Below are 19,785 nucleotides of genomic sequence, written 5' to 3'. Positions count from 1 at the left end.
GCTCCGGAGTACGTCATGCCCCACCCCCTCGATCCTCACGATTTCGGCTACTCATTGGGTACCTCGCAGCGCCCGAAGGGCGTCGACCTCTGGTCCCGCGCCGACAAGGCATGCCGGGTCATCGGTCCGATGGGCAGCGGAAAGACGATGAGGTTCTTCGCCCCGCTCGTCCGCAACTGGGCCGGGCCGGTCCTGGCCACTTCGACCAAGCCCGATCTGGTCGAACTCACCCTCGACGCGCGGCAGCGGGACGGCCGGCCCGTCGCGGTCTTCGACCCGCAGAACATCGCACCGAGCCTCCCGCGCTTCCGGTGGACCCCGATCAACGGCGCAGCCGACACGGAGGTGGCGATGATGCGCGGGAAGGCGTTCGTCGCGGGCTCGCGCACCCCCAACAGCGCGGCACAATCCAGTGAGGGCAGCGCCTTCTACAAGGGGCAGGCGGCCAAGATCCTCGCCGCCTTCTTCCACGCCGCCGCCCTCGACGGCGCGTCCCTCGACTGGGTACTGCGGTGGGCCCGCAAGCTGACCGACCCGGCGCCCCTCGGCATCCTCAACGCCCACCCCGGCGCCGGCCCCGGCTGGGCGGACATGCTCCGCACGGCCACCTCCGGCGACAGCCGCACCGTCGGCAACACCGCCTCGACCCTGGACGCGGCCCTCGAACCCTTCATGCACCAGTCGGTGATCAACGCCCTCCAGGGAGACGGAGAGGACCCCACGGACTTCGGCGCGTTCCTCGACGCCGGGGGCACCCTCTACCTCCTCGGCAAGGACAGCGAGGTGAACAGCGTCGCTCCGCTGACCACCGCGATAGCCGAAGACCTTCTGGATCTCGCGGAGGCGCACGCTCTCGCGTCCCCGGCCGGGCGGCTCGACCCCGCTCTCCTCGCGGCCTTGGACGAGGCGCCGAACATCGCGCCTATCCCCTCCCTCCGCCAACGCGTCGCAGACGGCCGGGGTCGTGGCATCACGGTCATCTACGGCCTCCAGGCGTGGGCGTCGGCTCGTGCCCGCTTCGGCGAGGACACCGCCAAGGAGCTGGCGGCCTTCACCAACAACGTCATCGTCCTGCCCGGGGACAAGGACCCCGACTTCCTGAAGGACATGTCCGACCTGTGCGGTCAGGTCGAGCGAGAGCGCACGACGAAGACCACGTCCGGTGGGGACCGCGGTGGCCACTCGACGGCCACGCACATGGCGCTCGAACCCGTCCTTCGAGGAGACGAGATCAGAGGTCTGCCCGCCGGGCACGCTCTGGTCCTCGCGGACAACCTCCCGGCGATCGTCACCCGACTCGACGGCATGTGGACCTGGGATTCCTGGTCCGAGATCGAGGGTCACGTCCGTGACCTTCGAGCCGCCAACGAAACCGAGCGGACCCGGCGGGCCACCGAGAGGAAGAACCAGGCCACGGCCCACGCGGCGGCGTGGGCCGGGCGTGAAGGAGCGGCTGCCGCATGACCGAGACCCTGACCCGCTTCGAGCCCTTCCCCGAGCCGCCCGCACTGATCCTGGAGTACATCGCGGAGCGGAGCACAGAGGAGTCCGTGGCCGCCGACGGTCCCGCCCCGTGGGACCTCGGCTCCCTGTCCGCCGAGTTGATCGAGCCGATGCCGGCGTGGCTCGATTCTGTGTGCCGCTGGCTGAACCGGACGTACGCCTGGCAGCCGCAGGACGTCATCCCGCCCTGCTGGGTGCAGCACAAGGGACTGGCGTACGAGATCGCGGCCCTGACCTTCGCCAGGGGAGACGCGTATGCGGAGGCGGGTTCATCCGTGATCTGGCAAGAGCAGTACGACCGGTTCCTCACCCGCATGAACAAGACGTTGGGCAAGGCGGGCGACGAGTGCCGCGTCGGCAAGCACGACGAGCGTCCGGCGCGCTTCCAACTCGCCGCCTGGCCCACCGCTAACCTCGCCCTTTCAGTTGGGTCTGCTGGGTGACTGGGCGAGGTTGTTCGAGGCTGCATCGGCCGGTGGGCATGGTGAGGGCCCGACGCGGGGTCGGGTTCTCCAAGGTCCTTGAGTCGAGGTGGGCAGGGACGGCGGGTCAGCCGGCGGGGCGGGGAAGTGCGGACAGACGGTGGAATGCGGCCGTCAGTTCATGTCTCCAGGACCAGGTCGCCGATATCCGCAAACGCAAGCGGCGGCCGCCGCGGGTGATCCGGGCGGCGACGTGCAGGACTCGGTAGCGCAGTCTCTTGGGTTCGGCGGTGGCCAGATCGCCGTCCAGCAGGAGGACGCGGGTCCAGGCGAGAAGGTCGATGGCCGCGAGGCTGAGTTCGAGCCAGGCGGCGTTGACCAGGAAATGGCGGGAGGGGAAGCGGCCGAATCCGGTGGTCTTGCCACATCGGATGTGGTCCTCAACGGTGGCGTGCTGGCGGTGGCGGACGTCCAGGAACTGGGCCGGGCCGGAGGTGATGGGGTGTCGGTGAGGAAGACCTGGTGCCGCATGCCCTCGTCCTGGTCGAAGAGTGAGAGCCGGGCTCCGGGTGGGGGCGTTCGCGGCGGACGATGATGCGGGTGCCGGCCGGGTAGCCGGCAAGGCCGGTCAGTTCGGCGACCTCGGCGGACTCGCGGAGGGTGCCGTCCTGGTCCAGGGCGGGGTGCCAGACCTGCTCGGGCAATGCCCGGATTGCGCGGCGGACCGGCTCGGTGACCGCGTATCCGACCGAGAAGAAGGTGCGGATTCCGCGTGTTCGCAGGTTCCGGACGTGAGTGAGGAATGCTTTTGCGGATCCGGCGCTGTCGGTGCGGACGAGGATGTCGGTGCCGTGCCGGTGGGCGTCGGGGATCTGCGCGAGAGCGTCGTCCAGTACCGCGATGTGGTCCGCGGCCGTGTTGGCTCCGGCGTTCCCGGGCCGCAGCCGCCCGGACATGGCCTCGCCTGTGTTGGCCAGGAAACACACCAGGGGGTGGAAGCCGAAGCCGCCTTTGTAGGTGGGTGCGGCCGACTCCTTTTCGGAGTGGCAGGTGATCAGCGTGGCGTCGATGTCCAGGACCAGGCCGGGCACTTCATGTCCGCCGGCTTTCGCCGCCGGTATGCCGCAGCGAGTCTCGGATGCCTGGAGCCAGGCCACTTCCCGTGCCTGGGCGCGGGCCGAGCGCAGACGGTCCAGTACGCGTTCGTCGATGGCGGCCAGCAGCCGCCAGGTAGTCGGTGTCGAGGCGACAGGGCCGAACACCTCGCCCTGGTCGCGCAGCACGGTCAGATCCGTGATGGTCTCGCCGCCGTCAGCGAGCATCACCGCGAGGTCGGTAGCGATCCGGCCCGGGTCATGCCCGGTGCCGCGTGGCCGAAGCGGTCTCAACGCGGTTGAGTACGCGCTGGTCAGCCCGGTGACATCGGCAAGATCAGCCAGCAGCCGCGCTCCGGCGTGACCAACCACCCCCGCACCGTCAGCAGAGACGTGAAGCTTGGGACGCGAACCGATACCCTGCACGTAGAAAGTGCCTTCCGCCTGGAACGACAGAACCCCTAGACAAGGTTCATCGTCCCAGCTCAGAAGGCACTTTCGCGTTCCCGCCTATGATCCGGACGGACCTCAAGCGAAAGCCCGAGGTTAACAGCCACGCGCCGGCGTCAGGTGTTTTGGCAGGTCATCCTGATGAACTGACCACATTTCGTTGAGCCACCGGGCCTGGGCCCGGCTCTTCGGGCGACTTCGAGCGGCTGGTCATGGGGCGGACCTGCCAGGCCCACAAACTGGCGGCTACGCGGTGTCCGGGGCGGGGCGGCGGATGTGGCCCGTTTCGATGATCTCCGACGTTCCGTCGCGGTAGTAGTCCGTGTGCCTGGTCGCGTAGGTGTCGTCGAACACCAGCACCACCAACGGGACCGAGGTGTCCTCGCGGCAGCAGCTGCACGCCTTCACGAAGGAGAGACGTAGCTTCTTGTAGACGGGGGCGCTCTCGATGTGGCGGGACTTCACGTAGTTGTCCGCCGGGTCTGACGACTCCTCGGGAAGCCGATACGTCTCCTCCGTCGACGCCGTGGCCGTCGTCTCGGTCGTCCGGGCCTTCCTCACGATCCGGGTGACCGCCGCTTCGATGCGTGCGCCGACCTTCGTCTTCCTCGCGACGTCCGCCGCCAGACTTCCCTTGGCGTTGTACTGCTGGGACGTCTCCACGATGAACGTCTCTTTGACGGACGTGCTGTACGTGTACTTCTTCTCCTGGCCCGCGTTGATCTGCTGGACCGTTACCCAGCTGCCCGGAAGCACATACGCTTCGTCAAGGACCTGGACGCCGGCCAGGTAGTACCTGACCCTGTCGCCGAAGAGCAGGTATTTTCTCCGTTCGGAATGGAGGATTTCAGGGGCGCCGACACGCCATTGAGCCGCCCGGTCCACCTCGTACTGGGTATGCCATTTGAGGACGACGTCGGAAATACTCGCAATCTCGCCCTTGGCGAGGTAATCCGAGAACCCGAGAGTCATCGCCTGACCGACCTCGTGCGAGCTCGCCTCTCCGGTGACCATGACGGCCTTGAGCGCGGGGTTCACCTGCTGGAGCTCGCGGTAGAGCTCGGTGCCGCTCTTGAGCGGCATCCGCTGGTCGAGCAGAGCGACCCGGATCGGGTGCTCCTGAACGGCAGCGAGGGCGTCTTCCGGCCGGCTGCAGGACAGCACACGGAAGCCGGTCTGCACGGTGATCAGTTCGGCGAGCTGATCAGCCATGCTGCGCGAGTCATCGACCACCAGTACCGAGTACATCGCCGTCCTCCTCTCTCCGGAAGGGCAACGCAACGGTGAACGTGACCTCGTCACCGTCCACATCCATCGTTATCTCGCCGCCCGCGTAGCCCTCGATCAGGCCCTTGCTCACAGACAGGCCCACTCCCTGATGCCCGCTCTTGCTGGTGTACCCCCGGTCGAACACCTCGCCGCCCGGCGGTCCGCCCGCGCACGTGTTGGAGATAGCGAAGGAGATGGCGTCCGGCCTTCTCGCGAAGTTCACCGCGATCCGTCCACGCTCCGGAGATGCGTCGACGGAGTTTTCGAGGAGCGGCAGAAGCGCGGCGATGACGAAGTCGTTCGAGTATCCGGCGAAGGACTCCGGAATTTCACCGACCTCTGCATCGATCGATTTGCCGGCCGCGTCCGAGTAGAAATCGAGCGCCATGATCAGCGCGTCCGCACCCGCGCCCGTGAAGGATTCCCCCACGCCCTTCTGAATGGTTCCGTAGTTCCTGTACGCATTGATGAAGCACTTGCATATCTCGACGCCCTCCCGGATGCGCCGGACAGCGCGCTCCGCAGTCTCGTCCCCACCCGCCGAGAGCGACTCCATGGACAGCGCCGCGGCCTCGATCTGGGCCAGCGGGGTGCCGAGCGAGTGGGCGATCTCCTGTGTCAGCCTGGCCCGTTCGCCGCTCACGTCGGCCGAGCTCAGGTGGACGACGTCGGCTGTCACATTGGTGACGCGCTGCGTCCGGCGTTTCGTGTCCTGCCACACCCGGAAGGCGATCTCATCGGGTAGGCGCTCAAGCAGCTCCGGGACCAAACGCTGAGACCTGGCCGCCTCCGACACCTCGTACTCCTGCAGACGCAGGATCTTCTGCATCTCCTCGATCGACCTCGCGAGTTCGTACGTCCTTTCGTCCGCCCGCCTGGACTGCCTGACGGCGAACCACATGGCCGACATCGCGACGACCCCCGCAGTCGTCCCTGACAAGAGTCCGGTGATGGTCTCGTTCATGGCCCCCCTCGGCAATGCGCCCAGATTAGTGCCTCGAAGTTTCATGGCGGTCCGTCGACGGAGTCGGTGGGCCGTTTTCGTGCCGTGAGTTGAGGATGGGCAGGCTGATCGCCCGAGTGTCGTCTCGGGGCGACGCCGGTTTCCACGGGGCCGGGTGTTGAGGTGCTGTCGAAGGGGCGGGGAATGTACTGGTCAGCCGGGGTCGGGCAGTTGGGCGAGCCGGTCGAGGGCAGTAGTGATGCAGCTGGTCCAGGGCCAGTGCCGGGCGAGGCGGAGGATTCGCCGACGGCCGGTGGTCACGAGCTGTCCGGCCGCGGTGGACAGGCGCAGGCGTAGGCGGCGGGGTTCCCAGAGCCGGGCCTTGCCGGTCAGCGCGAGCGTCGTCATCCAGGCCAGCAGGTCGAGAGCGAGCTGCACGATCTCCAGCCAGATCCGGTTCTGGGCCGTGCGGTGCAGGGGCAGGTTGCGCAGGCCGGTGGCCCGGGCGGCCCGGATGCGGTCCTCGGCCCGGGCCCGTAGCCGGTGACGGAGCTCGAGTTCGGCGATCGGCCGGCCCACAGTGTTGGTGGCGAAGCAGGTCAGCCGCATGCCGTCCGCGTCCGTGAGCCGCAACTGGGCTCCGGGGTGCGGTCGTTCCTTTCGGACGATCAGCCGCATGCCCTTGGGCCAGCCGGTCAGGACGTCGCCGGTGAGTTCGGCGACCCAGGCACCGTCGCGGATCTCGCCGTCCGTCTCGACGGCCGGTGTCCAGGCCGATGCCGGAACCTTCAGCACGTGCTGGTGGACCTGCTCGCTGACCGTCATACCGACCGAGTAGGACAGCCACCGCCCGCGCTGAGCGAGCCAGGCGACGAAGTCGTGGGTGCCGCCCGCGGAGTCGGTGCGTATCAGGGTCCGGCGCCCGCGCCGGTACTTCTTCGGCAGCTGGGCCAAGGCCAGTCCGGTGGCGGTGATGTGGTCGGCCGCGGTGTTCGATCCCGCGTTGCCCGGCCTGAGGAGGGCCGCGACCGGTTCCCCCGTGCCGCCCGGTCCGTGGTCGACGAAACCCATCAGCGGGTGGTGGCCGTAGGGTCCGCTTCCACGTCGGTGCGGCGCCCTCCTTGTCCGAGTGCGCGATCACCAGCACCCCGTCGAGGTCCACGGTCACCGCCCCGCCCGCGTCAGGCGCTTCCCGGCCGGCCAACCGCCAGACACGTCGGCGGGCTTCGGCCCGCGCGGCCCTGATCGCGGTCAGGGCCTTCGGCCCGGTCGCGGCAAGGGTGTCGATCAGGCGGGAGACCGTCGGGTCGGAGGCCACCGGCCCGAACACGGACGGCTCGGCCCGCAGCATGGCGACATCCGCGAGGCAGCCCCCGCCCAGCGCGACCGCCAGGGCCACGTCCAGAAGGATCTTGCCCGGATCGTGCACCGCCCGAGCCTTCCGCCACGGCGTCAGCGCCGCTGATATCGCAGTGTCCAGACCCGCCTTGCGGACGGTCTCGACGAGCAGCACGCCCCCGGCCTGCGAGACCACCGCCCGGCCGCCGCCCTCGATGCGGACACGCGGGTACGACCCGATGCTCTTCTTCACCTGAGAAGTGCCTCCGGCTGGAGCAGGAGCAGGGACCTAGACAATCCTCATTCTTGCTGGTTAGAGGCGCTTTTCGCTTACCTGACCACCCGTCGGACAGAACACTTCATGAAAGCGCGAGGCTAAGGAGATTGGTGGCGGCCCCCTCGACGGGCCGGCGCCTGAAATGGTGACGACGGGCTCGCGCGATGGGTCCCGCCCGGCGTCGACCGATGCCGTGGCCCTCCCGTCGCAAGAATTCGACGTTGCAGACGAGTTCGAAGAGCCCAGTCTGTAGTGCCCACGTGGAAGCCCGCTAGCGGGCCGGAAGCCTCCCGCGTGGCATTCAGCTCCGTTTTGCCCAGTAGTCCACCAGCATCTCGCTTGGCCAGACGGGTTCGCGCACTGGGCCGCGCGGCCCCATCTCGCTGAAGAACGGCGACACGTCGTAGATCTTTGTCCCGACCACCGCGTCCAGGTCAGTCACCCGGAGACGCAGGCCGTCGACTTCCAACAGGCGAGGGAAGCTCTGCGCAAGCTGGTTGGGGCGCCGATGGTTGCGGTGCGCGAACGTTCCCGTGGCAGGCCACTGCGCATTACCGCGCGGGCTCCGGGCGTGGTACTCAACGTCTTCCGGTGACGCCTGATCGAAATGCCACACCACCACCAAGTGGGAGAATTCTTCCAGGCCCTGAACGGAGTCGATGGGGAACTCGCCCTGGTCGAGCTGGATCACGGACTCGACGTCGCCCCAGTAGTCATCAGCGACCTCGCTGCGACCAGCGATGACTTCCCCGATCGGCTGGATCTCCAAGGCCATGGGCCCGTCCCCCTCAACTCGAATGCACAGACGCTGCCGATCAATCTACTTGGGCGAGGTACGAGGCAGCTCGGGCATCGAGCACCCCGACCACGGGGATACCGCGCTTTCGGTAGGGCGACAGCAGGTGTCGCATGTCGACGACTCTCTGCCGCGCGCGGCCGGAGTAGATCCCGTCCTCCATCGCGTCCAGGACGTTGGTCCACGTTGCACACGCTTCTTCCACCCCGCCCTGGGCGATCTGCGTCGCGCCCATGTACCCGAGGGTGACCGCGTGCGTACGCCGGAACGCAGCACCACGTGTACGCACGGAGCGGCGAAATTCCTTCACTGCCCCCTGGTGATCGCCCAGGTCTCGCAATGTGCAGGCGGTCTCGTGGGCGAGGGACGCCTCTCCGAAGAAGAACGTCCGGTCAGGCTCCTTGATCCCGTCATGTGCCCTGGAGAGGTCATCTTCGGCTCGCAGCAGGGCCTTAGCCGCGCCTTCGTTGTACCGGTTCGCTGCGAGGGCCCGCGCGTGCACCACGCCCAGGAGCGCCCGCTCTCGGGGGGTGGCGGCTTCGTACCTCTGCCCATGAACCGAAGCCTGTGCGAGCTGGAGAGCTTCGTGGTGAAACCCCATGTCGAGCGCTTGGTGGGCCATGGCGCGCAAGATGTGGCCGCTCAGGGGTGCGTCGCCGGACCGGGCTGCCAGTTTCACCGCGATGTTGAATCGCTGGAGCGCAATGGCGTGCTCGCTGTTGTCGAAGGCCATCCAGCCCGAAACGTAGGCCAGTTCGGCAGTGGCAGAGAACATGGCGCGCCGGGTCTCTTCGTCGGCGAAGCGTCCCCGGAGGAAGCTGTGAGCGTCGTCCTTGAGGTACTCGTCGACGGCCCGCCGGCCGTGCCCACCTCCGCGCCGTTGATCCATGCGCGAGAACGCGAGGGTCAGCTCCCGTACGGTCTCGACGTCCCCATGACCGACCCGTTTCCGAGCCGCGGTCTCCTCGGCCGGTGGCTCGGCCATGGCCTGCCACCATGCCGCGTCCGGCAGGATTAGGGACGCCGCAGAGTACACACCGCCTGCCAGCAGTCGACGCCGGTCCGAGTTCACGCCATTCCCCAAGTCGCTCAGCGCGATCAGAGGATCGACGCGCCAGTCCAGCGCCTCCTGCGCTGGGGAGGTGGCGGCTGCGAACCCGACTTCTTGTGGCGTGATCTCACGCTTCAACCGGCGGGACAGCGCCTGGCACAAGATAACGGGGGCGACCCCGGATGGCTGGACGCCACCCACCCACATGCTCACGTGGGAGCGTCCGATCTTGGAATTCTCCACCACCGCACCGTTCAGTGCTTCGACCGCTACCCGGTTGTAAGCGGCTGCGGCGAGCGCCCGTGACCAGCCAGCTTCCAGGAGGAGAGCGACCAGCCGCTCATTCCGCTCGCGCGCCATCCTGGGCCCCCGCACCTGGGAAGGATCTTTGACCACGTTGACCGACCCGCCACGCGGTAACCATGGGGCGGGTGCAGACTCAACGTAGTACTCAACTGATACTCGGCGCAGGCCTGGTGTCGCAAACACGCCCCCTATCGAGTGGTCCACAAATCCGAAACCTCAGAACGTTCTGTGGGGAGCGGATCTACGCCTTCAGAGCGGCTATTTCCCGAGCGCGGCCAGCCAGCTCTTGCACTGCGCTGGCCTTTTGGTATCGGCGCATCTCCTTGCGCATCGTCTCAAAGTGATCGTCACCCCGCGCGGAGGACACTTGCTCGTACTCGTCGAGGAACCGACCCCACGAAGATGCAGAAGCGTCAACATGCCCGAGCGCCAACTGGCGTTGGGCGAGCAGCGCGTAGGAGTGGACCCGGCCTTGTCGTTCCTGCTACGGCTGCACAGCGATCGAGTCTTTGAGCGCTTTGATGGATCCCGGGAGGTCGTTTTCCTCCACCAGGACGTGCGAGAGATGGAACAGCCATGCTGTCCGGTCGTAGCCGCCAACCGCATCCCTTCGGTTGTCGGCCTTCGACAAGGCACTTTCGGCCTCTCCGAGTCGGATGTGGGCCCGGCGCCTGTCCTTGACCATGGACGCCGCATGAGCCTGCTGTCCACGCAGGAACGCCACGAGGCGTGGCCCTGCGGAGGGGGCCGCTTCAGCGGCGGAGTCGGCGAACTCCAGGCCTTGCGCACCGCGACGCAGGCTCGTCATCTGCAAGGACATCCCGCGCAGGGTGCGGCAGTAGGTCACGTGGTCGCCCGCCTCGGCGGCAAGGTCGAGTGCCTTGAGGTACCAGCGCTGGGCGGCGGCGTGGTCCTTTTCCTACATCGCCATCCAGCCTGTCAGGTACGTCAGGTCAGATGCCGCGCCCCTCATGTCGGCAGCGACTTTCCCCGTCGCCTGCGCACGCAACCAAGGAGCGACGGTGTTGACGAGGTAAGCCGCAGCCATCGGGCGGGCATGACCGGCTCCGTCCTCGTCGAGGATGTCCGCGATCCGGCTCGTTGTGCGGCGCACACTGGCGACCTGTGAGGCGCCGATGCGGGTCGTGGCCTTGCCTGGCGATACGGGCTCGTGAGCGTGGGCTTCGGACGCAGCACCGAAGACCGGCACCGTGAGTGCTGCGGAGAACACGCCTGCGGCGAGAACGCCGCGACGAGATGGGTCCATGTCCGCCCTTCCGAGAGTGAGCAAGTGCTCGACATTGTCGAGGTGTTGTTCCCCTTCGTCGGACGCGGGAAGCGATAGTCCGGCTTCCTCGTGGGTGATCGGACGCCCGCACTTCTCCGAAAGCGCAGCCAGCAAAAGCGGTTTGACCTGTGCCTTTGGATTATTCGCTCCGCTGACCCAGTTCGAAACGGCCTGCCCAGTCAGGTTCAGCGACACGCCGGCTAAGGCGCCTATCCGGTTGATCGCCCTGGCAAGTTCCTGCCGCTGGCATCCCGCCTGGTCAAGTAGCGCGGCAAGCCCGAGATTTGGCGTACGCGGGTTGGACGGCATTGCGAGCCTCCCGACTGCTCCGACAGCTCTTTCACGGCTTTCACGATGCCCGCCTCTCCACGGTACCCGCGGACCGTCACCGCGCGATTACCTAAGTGGCAGAACCAGCTGGAAGTGATCTGTCAGGCCAAGGTCGTCAGACACGGGGTCTGTTGATGATCTTTGACCACCTTGACCACCTCCAGAGCCTTGACCCCATGCCAATCGCCACGGTTAGGCGGTTCGCTCTTCAGGCCAGCTACTCGACGAGCGGGAGCACCTCACATGAACGCCTCCACTGGCACATGCGACGCCGTGAGCGCCGCGGGCCATGCCAGCGTCGATCTGCCACGGAACCGCGTTTCGATGGGGAGTCTCTAGTGCCACTCGCCCTAGCCGACAGACTGACCGAGTACCTGGACAGAGCCGCATACGTCTACCAGTGGCCCCTGTACCCGCCGCCTGAACCCTGGAGCCAGGAGTTCGCTCGGCCACGCAAGGCGCCGGCATGGATGGAAGCCGAGCGACGGTCCTCTGAGCGGTGGCGCACGCACCAGGTCCGCATAACGCCCGATCCGATCGTCAGGCTCGGGATCTCGCGCCGAGAAGTCCTTGACCACCGCCTCATGCACCTCGAAGCGCATGGTCGAACCCCCCGCGTCTGCCTGTACTCCTTGAAGTCGTTGCGGGAGCGGCAGGCATCTACGTTCACCACGTCCCGTTACTACGCCTCCGGCGAAGGGTGGCGGGTCAGCGCGGAGCACTGCATCGAGGACCGACTTCAGAAGACGGATCCGATGCACCGCCCTGGCTGGCGCTGGGTGCTGCATCTGGTGCACGCCGGCCACATCGACGGCGTCGTGGTTGCGGCGCACACGGACATCAGCCCGCACCTGGACGAGTACGAACTCCAACTCGACCTGATGGCGCACTACGGCGGGTTTGTGGCGCTCGTGACCCCAGAGAGCGCGGGAGCGAAACGCCGAGTGACCCAGCCGGCGGACACACCGGAGCCCACGTACGGAGTGACTGCCAGCGAAGTGAGAAGTGCCCGACTCAATGACGCTGCACGACACAACCACTCCCACCGCGCTCTACCGGGAGGAGCCTGATGAGCCCCGCGACGTCTGCCATAGTCGTTACCGCGTGCGAAATGCAGCAGGGCGTCGGCCCCGGATTTGCAGTCGCCTTCACCCCGGAGAAGCGCCGCGTCGCTCAAATGCGCAAGATCACTGCCCACCACCTGCGTCGATGGCGGGTGGCTGAATCGACCGCCGAGAATGTAGTTCTCGCGGTGTCCGAACTCGTGACCAACGGCATCCAGCACGGGCATGGCGCCGTAGGGCTGAAAGCAATCTGCGCCGGGGGCGTGCTGCGGATCGAGGTCACGGACGAAAACCCTGCCCCCGCCCAGCTCGCCAAGGCGGAGGACGACGACCTGTCCGGCCGTGGCCTCTTCCTCATCGCAGTCCTCGCCCACAACTGGGGAGTCAGCGGAGGCGGACATACCACGTGGTGTGAATTTCTCCTCGCTTCGGGGAGGTCCTGATGACCGCCTTGGCGTACGAGAGCGCTCCACTGGCGTCTGCGGCAGCGTTCGCCAACGACGCGGAGACAGCCAGCCGGGTCGGTCTCGGCCTGCGCCGCCTCCTCGCCTACGACGCGGTCACCGTCGACCTGTACGACGACCTGGAGACCGTCCTCGGTGAGAACGCAGCACGACTCTCCGCAGAGGGCAGCGCCGTCATCTCGGACCGCTTGAGGGCCGCGACCCCGACGCTCAACGACGTAGTCGTGCGCCTGCTGAGGCCCTACCCGTCGGAGATGGACGTGGTCATGGCCCGGAGCAGCGAATTCCCCGGCTCGGAGGATGTCCACGGGCACCTGGTGCGCTTCGCCAGCTCGATCCTCACTGTCCTCGACCTGATGGGCGAACTCGCCGAGCTCAGGGAGGACGAGCGCTCATGACGCATCCTTCCACCCCAGACGTCGGGCCGCTGGGCCTGTCGGCCCGACGCTGGGAAGCCACGGCTCCGCACCTCCCCCGATGGGAGCCGCTGTGCCCTAGCGCTGGGCGGAACTCCCGCCGCGTCCTCACTGTGATCGTCTGCGCTGGGGTGCTTCGCTCCCCGCGTCGTCGGCCAGGCCCCGCCATCGACAACTTGGTAGCCGCTGACGAAGCTCGGTGCGCTGAGCTGTGCCTCCGGAGCGGTCGTTCCCGCCAGAGGGGAATCGAGCAGTGACAACGGTTGTGAAGGCCACGACCCCACGTGCCTCCGCGTTTCCCGACAAGGTCGAGATACTGGCTCTCGTCGAAGCAGCCCTGGCCTGGAACCTAGACAGCACTGCTCTCCCCGCGGTCACGGACGCTCTCGCCATGGCACAGCGGTTCACGGACTTCGGCCGGCTCGTCGCTGACGACTTAGAAGCTCAGGTGCTCAGCCTCCCGGCGGGCTCAGAACTCGGCAACGGTGCACGAGCGATCCTCGGCGAGGCCAGCAGGCGCCTCTACTTGAGACCTCTCTCCCAGACCGCTGCCCCTCGGCCGGCCGCCCACCGCGCCCAGAACCTTGCCCGCCTCGTCCAGTCCCTGAGCCGCAAGTTCAGTGAGGTCTCACAAGAGCAAGTCCACTCTCGCTCGATCGAGGCACCGCAACGGGAGTGACCCCGCGCCCCGGCCGCGTTCCATGGCGGAGCTGGCGGCCGGCCCGTGACCGGCCTGTCCACCGAAGGATCTGTTAGCCCGAATGGTGGGCGGGTGTACCGCCCGGCAGCGGACCTGAAGCAAGGCTCGGTACCGGATGAATCGCGAGGGGAGATGCCTCCCACAGGACCTCCCCTCGCCCGTCCTATCAGGAACCTCCACGTCTCTTGGAGCGCGAATGCTCACAGCCCCTACCTTCCGTAGCGTCGAAGGTGCCTACCTGGCACTACTCAAACTGGCCACGGACAAGCACGAGCACCACATCGCGGCCCGCGGGAACGAGGCCCGCGAGGTGATCGGAGTCGGATTCCGACTGCCCGACCCTCGCCAGAGGCTCCCGTACCTGGTCTCTCGCAAGGCCAACCCGGTCTTCCAGTTCGCCGAAGCCCTCTGGTACCTGGCCGGCCGCCGCGACCTGGAAATGATCGGCTACTACGCGCCCTCCATGCGCTCCAGCTCCGCCGACGGGATCAACCTCGGCGGGTCCGCCTACGGATACACCCTGTTCAACCCGGCCAGTGGCGACACCGCCTCGCCGTTCGACCGCGTCTTGGAACTGCTCCGAACCGAGACCGACAGCAAGCGCGGATACCTCCCCGTCTTCTCCGCCGCCGAGCTGGCCGTCGATGACAACTGCGACGTGGCCTGTCTGGCAGGGCTGCACCTCCTCGTCCGCGACGGGCGGCTGCACATGGTGTGCCAGATGCGGGCCAACGATCTCGACTGCGGCCTGCTCAGCGACGTGTTCTCCTTCACGATGATCCAGGAGTTCGCCGCAGTGCAGCTCGGGCTGGAGCTGGGCTCGTACACCCACTTCATCGGCTCGGCGCATGTCAACGACCGCAACGCCGCGCGCGTCAAGAAGGTGCTCACGGAAGCTGACGTACGGCTCAATCCGCAGCACTTCCCTTTCCCAGCGATGTCCGCGGAGACCACCCCAGTAACGATCACGCGCGTCCTTGAACACGAGGAACTTCTGCGTACCAACAAGGCGAAGTACAGCGCGGACGACATCGCCCGTCTGGACGTGGACGCGTTCTGGCAGCAGGCCATCCTGTTGTTCGAGGTCTACCGCCAGATTGAGCACGACCAGACCCACACGGTGAGTCGCGACGTGATCGACGCGCTGCATCCGGGCCTGCGTTGGCTTCTGGGCCACAAATGGGCCGCCTGCGCCTCCCCGGAAGGTCAGCGATGAGCCGGAAGCCGCCGAGCGGCACCGTTGTCGAGGGTATCGACTTCGACCGCTGGACCGTCATCCTGTGCAAGCCGGACGCGGCCGAGCGCGGCCTGGTCGACACCGTGCTGGAACGCATCGAGGTTCCCGGAGTCACGGTACGGGCCCGCACGGAGCTGATAGCCGAATCGTGGCAGGCCCACGTCGCGTACCGGGACCTGCTGGCCGATCCTGGCCGCTTCCCGTCGGATCTGCCCTCGTACATCGGCACCGCATACACGGGGCGGCCTGTCACTGTCGCGCTGGCGCATGGCGGACCTGGCATCCATGCCCGCCTGCGCCGGCTGATCGGGCACACCGACCCCACCCTGGCCGTGCCCGGCACGATCCGCAGCGATCTCGGTGATGACAGCCTCAAGGACGCGCTCATCGAGAAGCGGCTCGTCCGCAACCTCGTCCACACCTCGGACGATCCGGAAGCCGCCCGCCGCGACTTCGGCACCTGGTACGGCGCCGGACGCGCGCTGAAAGTCACTGACTTCACCCGCTGTTCCGTCATCCTGTGCAAGCCGGATGCGGCTGAGCGTGGCGTTGTCGATGAGATATTGGCGCGGGTCGCTGCCACAGGCGCCGTGGTCACGAACCGGCGTGAGGTAACCGTGCAGCCCTGGCAGGCCCACGTGCACTACTGGGACCTGCTGGTGGATGCCGACTGGTTTCCCGACCGCGATATCCCCGCGTGCCTGGACGACGCCTACGCAGGCCGACAGGTCACCGTCGCGCTCGCCCACGGCGAACCGGGCGTGCACGCCCGGTTGCGGGACCTGCTCGGCCATTTCGACCCGACGCATGCCGCTCCCGGCACGATCCGCGGTGACCTCGGTGACGACAGCCTCAAGGACGCGCTGGCCGAGAAGCGGCTCGTCCGCAACCTCGTCCACACCTCGGACGATCCGGAAGCCGCCCGCCGCGACTTCGGCACCTGGTTCGGCGCCGGACGCCGCGACCTCCTCGTCCCTGCCTTTCCGGCCCAGAGCGCACCCGCCGAAGCCTGACCTGACAGGAGACCATGATGAGTACTTTCGCCATCGGCACCCGCCGGGCTCTTCCGATCCTGACCGCCGACAAGATCAGCGGCTTGAAGCCGGAACTGGCCGACGTGATCGAGTACCGCAAGTCCGGCCTGTCGCTGAACTGGATCATCGGCTGCCCGCTGGAGTGCGGGTACTGCATCCGGCACACCTTCGCCAACTTCGAGATGAAGGTCCCCAAGCGCCTGATGACCGACGAGGAGGCTGTGCGTCGGCTCGTGGGACACACGTACTTCCGGCCGCACAAGACGCCGATCCAGCTCCTGAATCGGGCTACCGACCCGATGCTCCCCGTGGTCAAGCCTCACGTCTTCAACGTCCTGCGCCAGCTCGACGACCTCGGCATGACCAACCACGTCCTGGTCATTACCCGTTGGCGCGTCACCCCGGAGGACTGCGCCGTCCTCAACAGCTTCACCCATCTGCGCCTGACCGTCCTGGTGACGCACTCGAACATCCAGGACCCCAAGGTCGAACCGGTGGACAGCAAGATCGCCGCCGAGAGTCTGCGCACCCTCTACGAGCACGCAGAGCGCTATCGCACTGTCCTGTACTGGCGCCCCATCGTGCCCGGTCTGAACGACTCCGACGCTGACCTCGCACGCGCCCGCGAACTCTCCAAGCACGCTCACGCCACGGTGTTCACCGGCCTCTTCTTCCGCGACGAGATCGCCTCCTACTACGAGGCGCACGGCCTGACGATTCCGTACGAAGAGACAGCCCGCCGCAAGATCATGCCTGAGGTCGCCGAGCGGCGGATACTCGACGCCTTCGAGCGAGAGGGCTCCTGGGGAGCCCTGTTCCGCAAGACCTCCTGCGGCGTCGCCTATGCCCATGGGGAGCCCGACTACAACGGGCACTATGGCGTCAGGGAGCTGTGCGAAATCTGCCCGTCCGAGCAGGTAGCGATGTGCCACGCCGCGTGGGTCAAGCCCGATCTCGTGAACGTCACTCGGGAAGCACGAGGTCTCGGCGCGACCGGCTCGGTCGAGGTCAACGACCGTGCCATCGTCGTGGAGGGACTGGACGAACCGCCGCGCTACTACCTCCAGCACGGCTTCGGCTACCAGTGCCACGACCGAGCCAAGCCCCACCACTACCGCCAGCACGGCCGAGCCCCCATCGGCTGGGAGGCGGAGGACGGATCCAAGACCCCATGAACTTCTCCTCCTGGCCCGCGCTGCTCGTTGTCGATGTCGAGGGCAACGGGACCAACCCGCCCGACCTGGTCGAGGTCGCCGCACTCCCCGTACGTGGCGGACAGCCGGACAAGAGCACGGCGGGCGCGTGGCTGACCAAACCGAAGCGCCCCGTCACGCCTTTCGCGGCCAGGGTGCACGGCCTGACCAACCAGGTGCTCGAAGACAAGCCGGGCTGGGAGGAGATCAGGGATGCCGTCCACACGTGTCTCGGCACAGTGTGGATCGCGGCCCACAACGCGCACGTGGACTACCGCGTGCTGTCCGCGCACCTTCCGCAGTGGCAGCCGGCCGGAGTGCTCGACACCCTCCGGCTGGCGAAAGCCACCTTTCCCGACCTTCCCAAGTACAGCCTTGACGCCCTGATCGACCACCTTGCCCCGGACCTGAGCGGAGCCCCGGCGCAACGCCACCGCGCCACCTTCGACGCCTACGCGACTGCACAGATCCTCGTCGCCATGGCCGAGCACTACGAGACCTGGGACGAGCTCGTCGCTGCCGCTGTCCCGCCCGGTCTGCCCGGCGCCCCCGAAGCAGAACAGGAGCCCACCCTGTGGTGACCTCATCGACTCCCCTCCGTATCGGCGTGATGGGAGCCCATTCCACCGGCAAGAGCCTGCTCATGCGCCGCATAGAGATGGAGCTGCATGGCCAAGGCATCCCGGTGGCCCGCACCGGGAACCTCGGCCGGCGGGCTGCTCTCGTACCGCTGCCGAAGATGCAGCACCACACCCTCGCCTCCACCACGTGGGTCATCGCCACGGGTATCGCGGACGAGATCGCGGCCTGGGCCCGACTGGAGAAAGGGCCCGTACAGGTGGTTCTCGCCGACCGAGCCTGCTGGGACGCGCTCGCCTACTTTCGCGCGGCTCTGGAGTGGCGGCAGCAGACCGCCCCGCGGGCGGAACGCGAGGCGCTTCACCAGCTCGCCCATGCTCACGGCCGCACGTACGACCTTCTGCTGGCGACTGTCCTCGACCCGGACGTCCCCGTCGAGAGCAAGCACGACTACGACCCGCGGTACCGCACGCTGGTCGACCGCCACACCCACGACTTCCTGCGGGAGGAGAACATCCGGCACGTCCGGGTCACCAGCGACCCGGCGAGCCAGGAGTTGGCCATCGAGCACGCGCTCCAGCTCTGCATGACGGAGGCGCCAGCATGACCACCACCCCGCCCGCAGGGACGATCACCATCGCGGACAAGACGGTCTCCCGCCTGGGATTCGGCACGATGCGCCTGACCGGACCCGGCACGTGGGGCGACCCCCTCGACCGCGAGCAGGCCCTGAGCGTGCTGCGTCAGGCCGTCCACACCCACGGCATCACCCACATCGACACAGCCGACGCCTATGGCCCTCACACCGCTGAACACCTCATTCACGAAGCGCTCTACCCCTACCCCCAAGACCTGTTGATCGCGACGAAGGTCGGCATGGCGCGTCCTGGCCCCGACCTGTGGGCCCCTCATGGCCACCCCGTCTATCTGCGGTCCTGTGTCGAAGCCTGTCTCCGCCGGCTCAGAGTGGAACGGCTGGACCTCTGCTACCTCCACCGCATCGATCCAGAAGTGTCGCTCGATGACCAGATCACTGTCCTTCAAACCCTTCAAGACGAGGGCAAGATCGGACACATCGGCCTGTCGAAGGTCACGCCTGAGGACATTCGCCTGGTGAGCAAGGGGGCTACCGTCGCAGCGGTACAGAACGTCCTCAACCTGAGCGACCGCCACGACCCTGCCCTTGAACTCTGCCGGGACTTGCGCATCCCGTACGTTCCGTACCGGCCCCTTGATGCCGGCGCTCTCGCCCATTCGCACGGCGTCTTCGCCGCGCTGCACTGGCTGCTCAGCCTCGGCGAACACATCGCGCCGATCCCGAGCACAAGCCGCCCAGAGCACCTCGGCCACATCGTGGACGCCGTGAGGGGCGGGAAGTGATGGCCACAGCCACCGCACCCGCCTTAGCTGAGGGCCGCGGCGCCAACCTCGCTCACGCACGAACCGCCGCTCCGTACGAGAACTGGCGGCCACCGGTCATCGGTGTGTCCCTGATCGTCCCCGTGGGGGCGGAAGCGCTGGTGATCGCCGATCTCCTCGGCACTGCCATGGTGCCCAGTGGGAGCGTGCTCAGCGGAGAGACGCCGGAGGAAGCCGCACTCAACGTCCTTAGCGACGCAACCGGTGGCCTTCCCCCCTTGCGTCGTGTCGCCGTGGCCTGCGTTCAGATGCGACGCCGGAAGGTCATCACCTACGTACTGGCCACTGCATCGATCACCCATGAAAGCGTCGGCCGCTTGATCTACCGAGATCCGCGGGCGGACATCCGTGTGATGCCCACGATCCGTGCCATCGACAGCCTTCCCGTCCCGGGCAGGCTTCGGGTCGTGGTGGGGCTGCAAGCCCTCGCCACCGGTGAGATCGCCTACATCGGAAGCGACCACATCAGCCCCATGCACCTCGTCCTCGGCGATTCGGCCATCACGGAAAAGCGGGGCCAGCCCGCGCCGTAAGGGTCCGTTCATCCTGCATCGCTCGCAGGCCGTGCGCTCGCACGGAACCCGGACCGGCTCAAACACGTGTGTTCGAAAG

General features: G+C 67.2%; 17 protein-coding genes and 3 pseudogenes. 13 read left to right on the top strand and 7 right to left on the bottom strand.

Translation table 11 applies throughout. The features are described from left to right. Nucleotides 1-15 precede the first annotated feature (15 nt). Together ABZ441_RS12085 and ABZ441_RS12080 are read left to right on the top strand one after the other, a co-directional pair. Complete coding sequence (locus tag ABZ441_RS12085) at nucleotides 16-1,464, top strand: TraM recognition domain-containing protein (protein ID WP_358971443.1); 1,449 nt, start codon at nucleotides 16-18, stop codon at nucleotides 1,462-1,464. Further along, entirely contained in the window at nucleotides 1,461-1,946 is a 486-nt protein-coding gene (locus ABZ441_RS12080; protein WP_358971440.1) for a hypothetical protein, read from the top strand. The genes ABZ441_RS12085 and ABZ441_RS12080 overlap by 4 nt, the downstream gene beginning before the upstream one ends. A 106-nt stretch (nucleotides 1,947-2,052) precedes the next feature. Here the strand turns inward: ABZ441_RS12080 and ABZ441_RS12075 are convergent. From ABZ441_RS12075 to ABZ441_RS12045, 7 genes and pseudogenes are all read right to left on the bottom strand, one after another. Beyond that, nucleotides 2,053-3,445: pseudogene (locus ABZ441_RS12075) on the bottom strand (IS1380 family transposase). A 270-nt stretch (nucleotides 3,446-3,715) separates the two neighbouring features. After that, entirely contained in the window at nucleotides 3,716-4,717 is a 1,002-nt protein-coding gene (locus tag ABZ441_RS12070) for a response regulator (protein ID WP_358971438.1), read from the bottom strand. Continuing rightward, nucleotides 4,692-5,702, bottom strand: a complete 1,011-nt coding sequence (locus tag ABZ441_RS12065; protein WP_358971435.1) for a HAMP domain-containing sensor histidine kinase — start codon at nucleotides 5,700-5,702, stop codon at nucleotides 4,692-4,694. Before ABZ441_RS12065 ends, ABZ441_RS12070 begins: the two co-directional genes overlap by 26 nt. A 192-nt stretch (nucleotides 5,703-5,894) precedes the next feature. Beyond that, nucleotides 5,895-7,272, bottom strand: a pseudogene (locus ABZ441_RS12060) (IS1380 family transposase). 325 nt (nucleotides 7,273-7,597) lie between these two features. Then, nucleotides 7,598-8,071, bottom strand: a complete 474-nt coding sequence (locus tag ABZ441_RS12055; RefSeq protein ID WP_358971432.1) for a TrmO family methyltransferase — start codon at nucleotides 8,069-8,071, stop codon at nucleotides 7,598-7,600. A 40-nt stretch (nucleotides 8,072-8,111) separates the two neighbouring features. Beyond that, complete coding sequence (locus tag ABZ441_RS12050; protein ID WP_358971429.1) at nucleotides 8,112-9,503, bottom strand: Tat pathway signal protein; 1,392 nt, start codon at nucleotides 9,501-9,503, stop codon at nucleotides 8,112-8,114. 187 nt (nucleotides 9,504-9,690) lie between these two features. Beyond that, nucleotides 9,691-11,046, bottom strand: a pseudogene (locus ABZ441_RS12045) (hypothetical protein). Nucleotides 11,047-11,537: 491 nt separating this feature from the next. Between ABZ441_RS12045 and ABZ441_RS12040 the strand changes: the two are divergent. From ABZ441_RS12040 to ABZ441_RS11990, 11 genes are all read left to right on the top strand, one after another. Further along, a complete protein-coding gene (locus tag ABZ441_RS12040; protein WP_358971426.1) occupies nucleotides 11,538-12,137 on the top strand; it encodes a hypothetical protein in 600 nt (199 codons plus the stop codon). Next, nucleotides 12,137-12,574 carry an ATP-binding protein gene (locus ABZ441_RS12035; protein ID WP_358971423.1) on the top strand — a complete coding sequence of 146 codons (438 nt, stop codon included), beginning with the start codon at nucleotides 12,137-12,139 and terminating at the stop codon, nucleotides 12,572-12,574. The genes ABZ441_RS12040 and ABZ441_RS12035 overlap by 1 nt, the downstream gene beginning before the upstream one ends. Continuing rightward, on the top strand, nucleotides 12,574-12,993 hold the full coding sequence (locus ABZ441_RS12030; RefSeq protein WP_358971420.1) for a hypothetical protein: 420 nt from the start codon (nucleotides 12,574-12,576) through the stop codon (nucleotides 12,991-12,993). Before ABZ441_RS12035 ends, ABZ441_RS12030 begins: the two co-directional genes overlap by 1 nt. A 271-nt stretch (nucleotides 12,994-13,264) precedes the next feature. Beyond that, on the top strand, nucleotides 13,265-13,690 hold the full coding sequence (locus ABZ441_RS12025) for a DUF6415 family natural product biosynthesis protein (RefSeq protein WP_358971417.1): 426 nt from the start codon (nucleotides 13,265-13,267) through the stop codon (nucleotides 13,688-13,690). 217 nt (nucleotides 13,691-13,907) lie between these two features. Then, nucleotides 13,908-14,927: a thymidylate synthase gene (locus tag ABZ441_RS12020; protein WP_358971414.1), complete on the top strand. Its 1,020-nt coding sequence runs from the start codon at nucleotides 13,908-13,910 to the stop codon at nucleotides 14,925-14,927. Next, a complete protein-coding gene (locus ABZ441_RS12015; RefSeq protein ID WP_358971411.1) occupies nucleotides 14,924-15,961 on the top strand; it encodes a nucleoside-diphosphate kinase in 1,038 nt (345 codons plus the stop codon). The genes ABZ441_RS12020 and ABZ441_RS12015 overlap by 4 nt, the downstream gene beginning before the upstream one ends. 17 nt (nucleotides 15,962-15,978) lie before the next feature. Beyond that, the gene (locus ABZ441_RS12010) at nucleotides 15,979-17,157 is read left to right on the top strand and encodes a radical SAM protein (protein ID WP_358971409.1); all 1,179 of its coding nucleotides are present in this window, start codon (nucleotides 15,979-15,981) and stop codon (nucleotides 17,155-17,157) included. Then, nucleotides 17,154-17,756 carry a 3'-5' exonuclease gene (locus ABZ441_RS12005; RefSeq protein WP_358971407.1) on the top strand — a complete coding sequence of 201 codons (603 nt, stop codon included), beginning with the start codon at nucleotides 17,154-17,156 and terminating at the stop codon, nucleotides 17,754-17,756. The genes ABZ441_RS12010 and ABZ441_RS12005 overlap by 4 nt, the downstream gene beginning before the upstream one ends. Then, nucleotides 17,753-18,361 carry an AAA family ATPase gene (locus ABZ441_RS12000; RefSeq protein ID WP_358971404.1) on the top strand — a complete coding sequence of 203 codons (609 nt, stop codon included), beginning with the start codon at nucleotides 17,753-17,755 and terminating at the stop codon, nucleotides 18,359-18,361. The genes ABZ441_RS12005 and ABZ441_RS12000 overlap by 4 nt, the downstream gene beginning before the upstream one ends. Further along, entirely contained in the window at nucleotides 18,358-19,134 is a 777-nt protein-coding gene (locus ABZ441_RS11995) for an aldo/keto reductase (RefSeq protein WP_358971402.1), read from the top strand. Before ABZ441_RS12000 ends, ABZ441_RS11995 begins: the two co-directional genes overlap by 4 nt. Then, on the top strand, nucleotides 19,134-19,706 hold the full coding sequence (locus tag ABZ441_RS11990) for a hypothetical protein (RefSeq protein ID WP_358971399.1): 573 nt from the start codon (nucleotides 19,134-19,136) through the stop codon (nucleotides 19,704-19,706). The genes ABZ441_RS11995 and ABZ441_RS11990 overlap by 1 nt, the downstream gene beginning before the upstream one ends. The last annotated feature ends 79 nt before the right edge of the window (nucleotides 19,707-19,785 follow it).

The organism is Streptomyces sp. NPDC005752 (genome assembly GCF_040630715.1).
Lineage (GTDB): Bacteria > Actinomycetota > Actinomycetes > Streptomycetales > Streptomycetaceae > Streptomyces.
The sequence above is the reverse complement of the archived record's forward strand: the minus strand, read 5'-3'. Positions and strand labels throughout refer to the sequence as shown.

Coding starts and splice junctions, on each gene's coding strand:
- ABZ441_RS12085 (WP_358971443.1), top strand. CDS start 16: ATGCCCCACCCCCTCGATCCTCACGATTTCGGCTACTCATTGGGTACC.
- ABZ441_RS12080 (WP_358971440.1), top strand. CDS start 1,461: ATGACCGAGACCCTGACCCGCTTCGAGCCCTTCCCCGAGCCGCCCGCA.
- ABZ441_RS12070 (WP_358971438.1), bottom strand. CDS start 4,717: ATGTACTCGGTACTGGTGGTCGATGACTCGCGCAGCATGGCTGATCAG.
- ABZ441_RS12065 (WP_358971435.1), bottom strand. CDS start 5,702: ATGAACGAGACCATCACCGGACTCTTGTCAGGGACGACTGCGGGGGTC.
- ABZ441_RS12055 (WP_358971432.1), bottom strand. CDS start 8,071: ATGGCCTTGGAGATCCAGCCGATCGGGGAAGTCATCGCTGGTCGCAGC.
- ABZ441_RS12050 (WP_358971429.1), bottom strand. CDS start 9,503: ATGGCGCGCGAGCGGAATGAGCGGCTGGTCGCTCTCCTCCTGGAAGCT.
- ABZ441_RS12040 (WP_358971426.1), top strand. CDS start 11,538: ATGGAAGCCGAGCGACGGTCCTCTGAGCGGTGGCGCACGCACCAGGTC.
- ABZ441_RS12035 (WP_358971423.1), top strand. CDS start 12,137: ATGAGCCCCGCGACGTCTGCCATAGTCGTTACCGCGTGCGAAATGCAG.
- ABZ441_RS12030 (WP_358971420.1), top strand. CDS start 12,574: ATGACCGCCTTGGCGTACGAGAGCGCTCCACTGGCGTCTGCGGCAGCG.
- ABZ441_RS12020 (WP_358971414.1), top strand. CDS start 13,908: ATGCTCACAGCCCCTACCTTCCGTAGCGTCGAAGGTGCCTACCTGGCA.
- ABZ441_RS12015 (WP_358971411.1), top strand. CDS start 14,924: ATGAGCCGGAAGCCGCCGAGCGGCACCGTTGTCGAGGGTATCGACTTC.
- ABZ441_RS12010 (WP_358971409.1), top strand. CDS start 15,979: ATGAGTACTTTCGCCATCGGCACCCGCCGGGCTCTTCCGATCCTGACC.
- ABZ441_RS12005 (WP_358971407.1), top strand. CDS start 17,154: ATGAACTTCTCCTCCTGGCCCGCGCTGCTCGTTGTCGATGTCGAGGGC.
- ABZ441_RS11995 (WP_358971402.1), top strand. CDS start 18,358: ATGACCACCACCCCGCCCGCAGGGACGATCACCATCGCGGACAAGACG.
- ABZ441_RS11990 (WP_358971399.1), top strand. CDS start 19,134: ATGGCCACAGCCACCGCACCCGCCTTAGCTGAGGGCCGCGGCGCCAAC.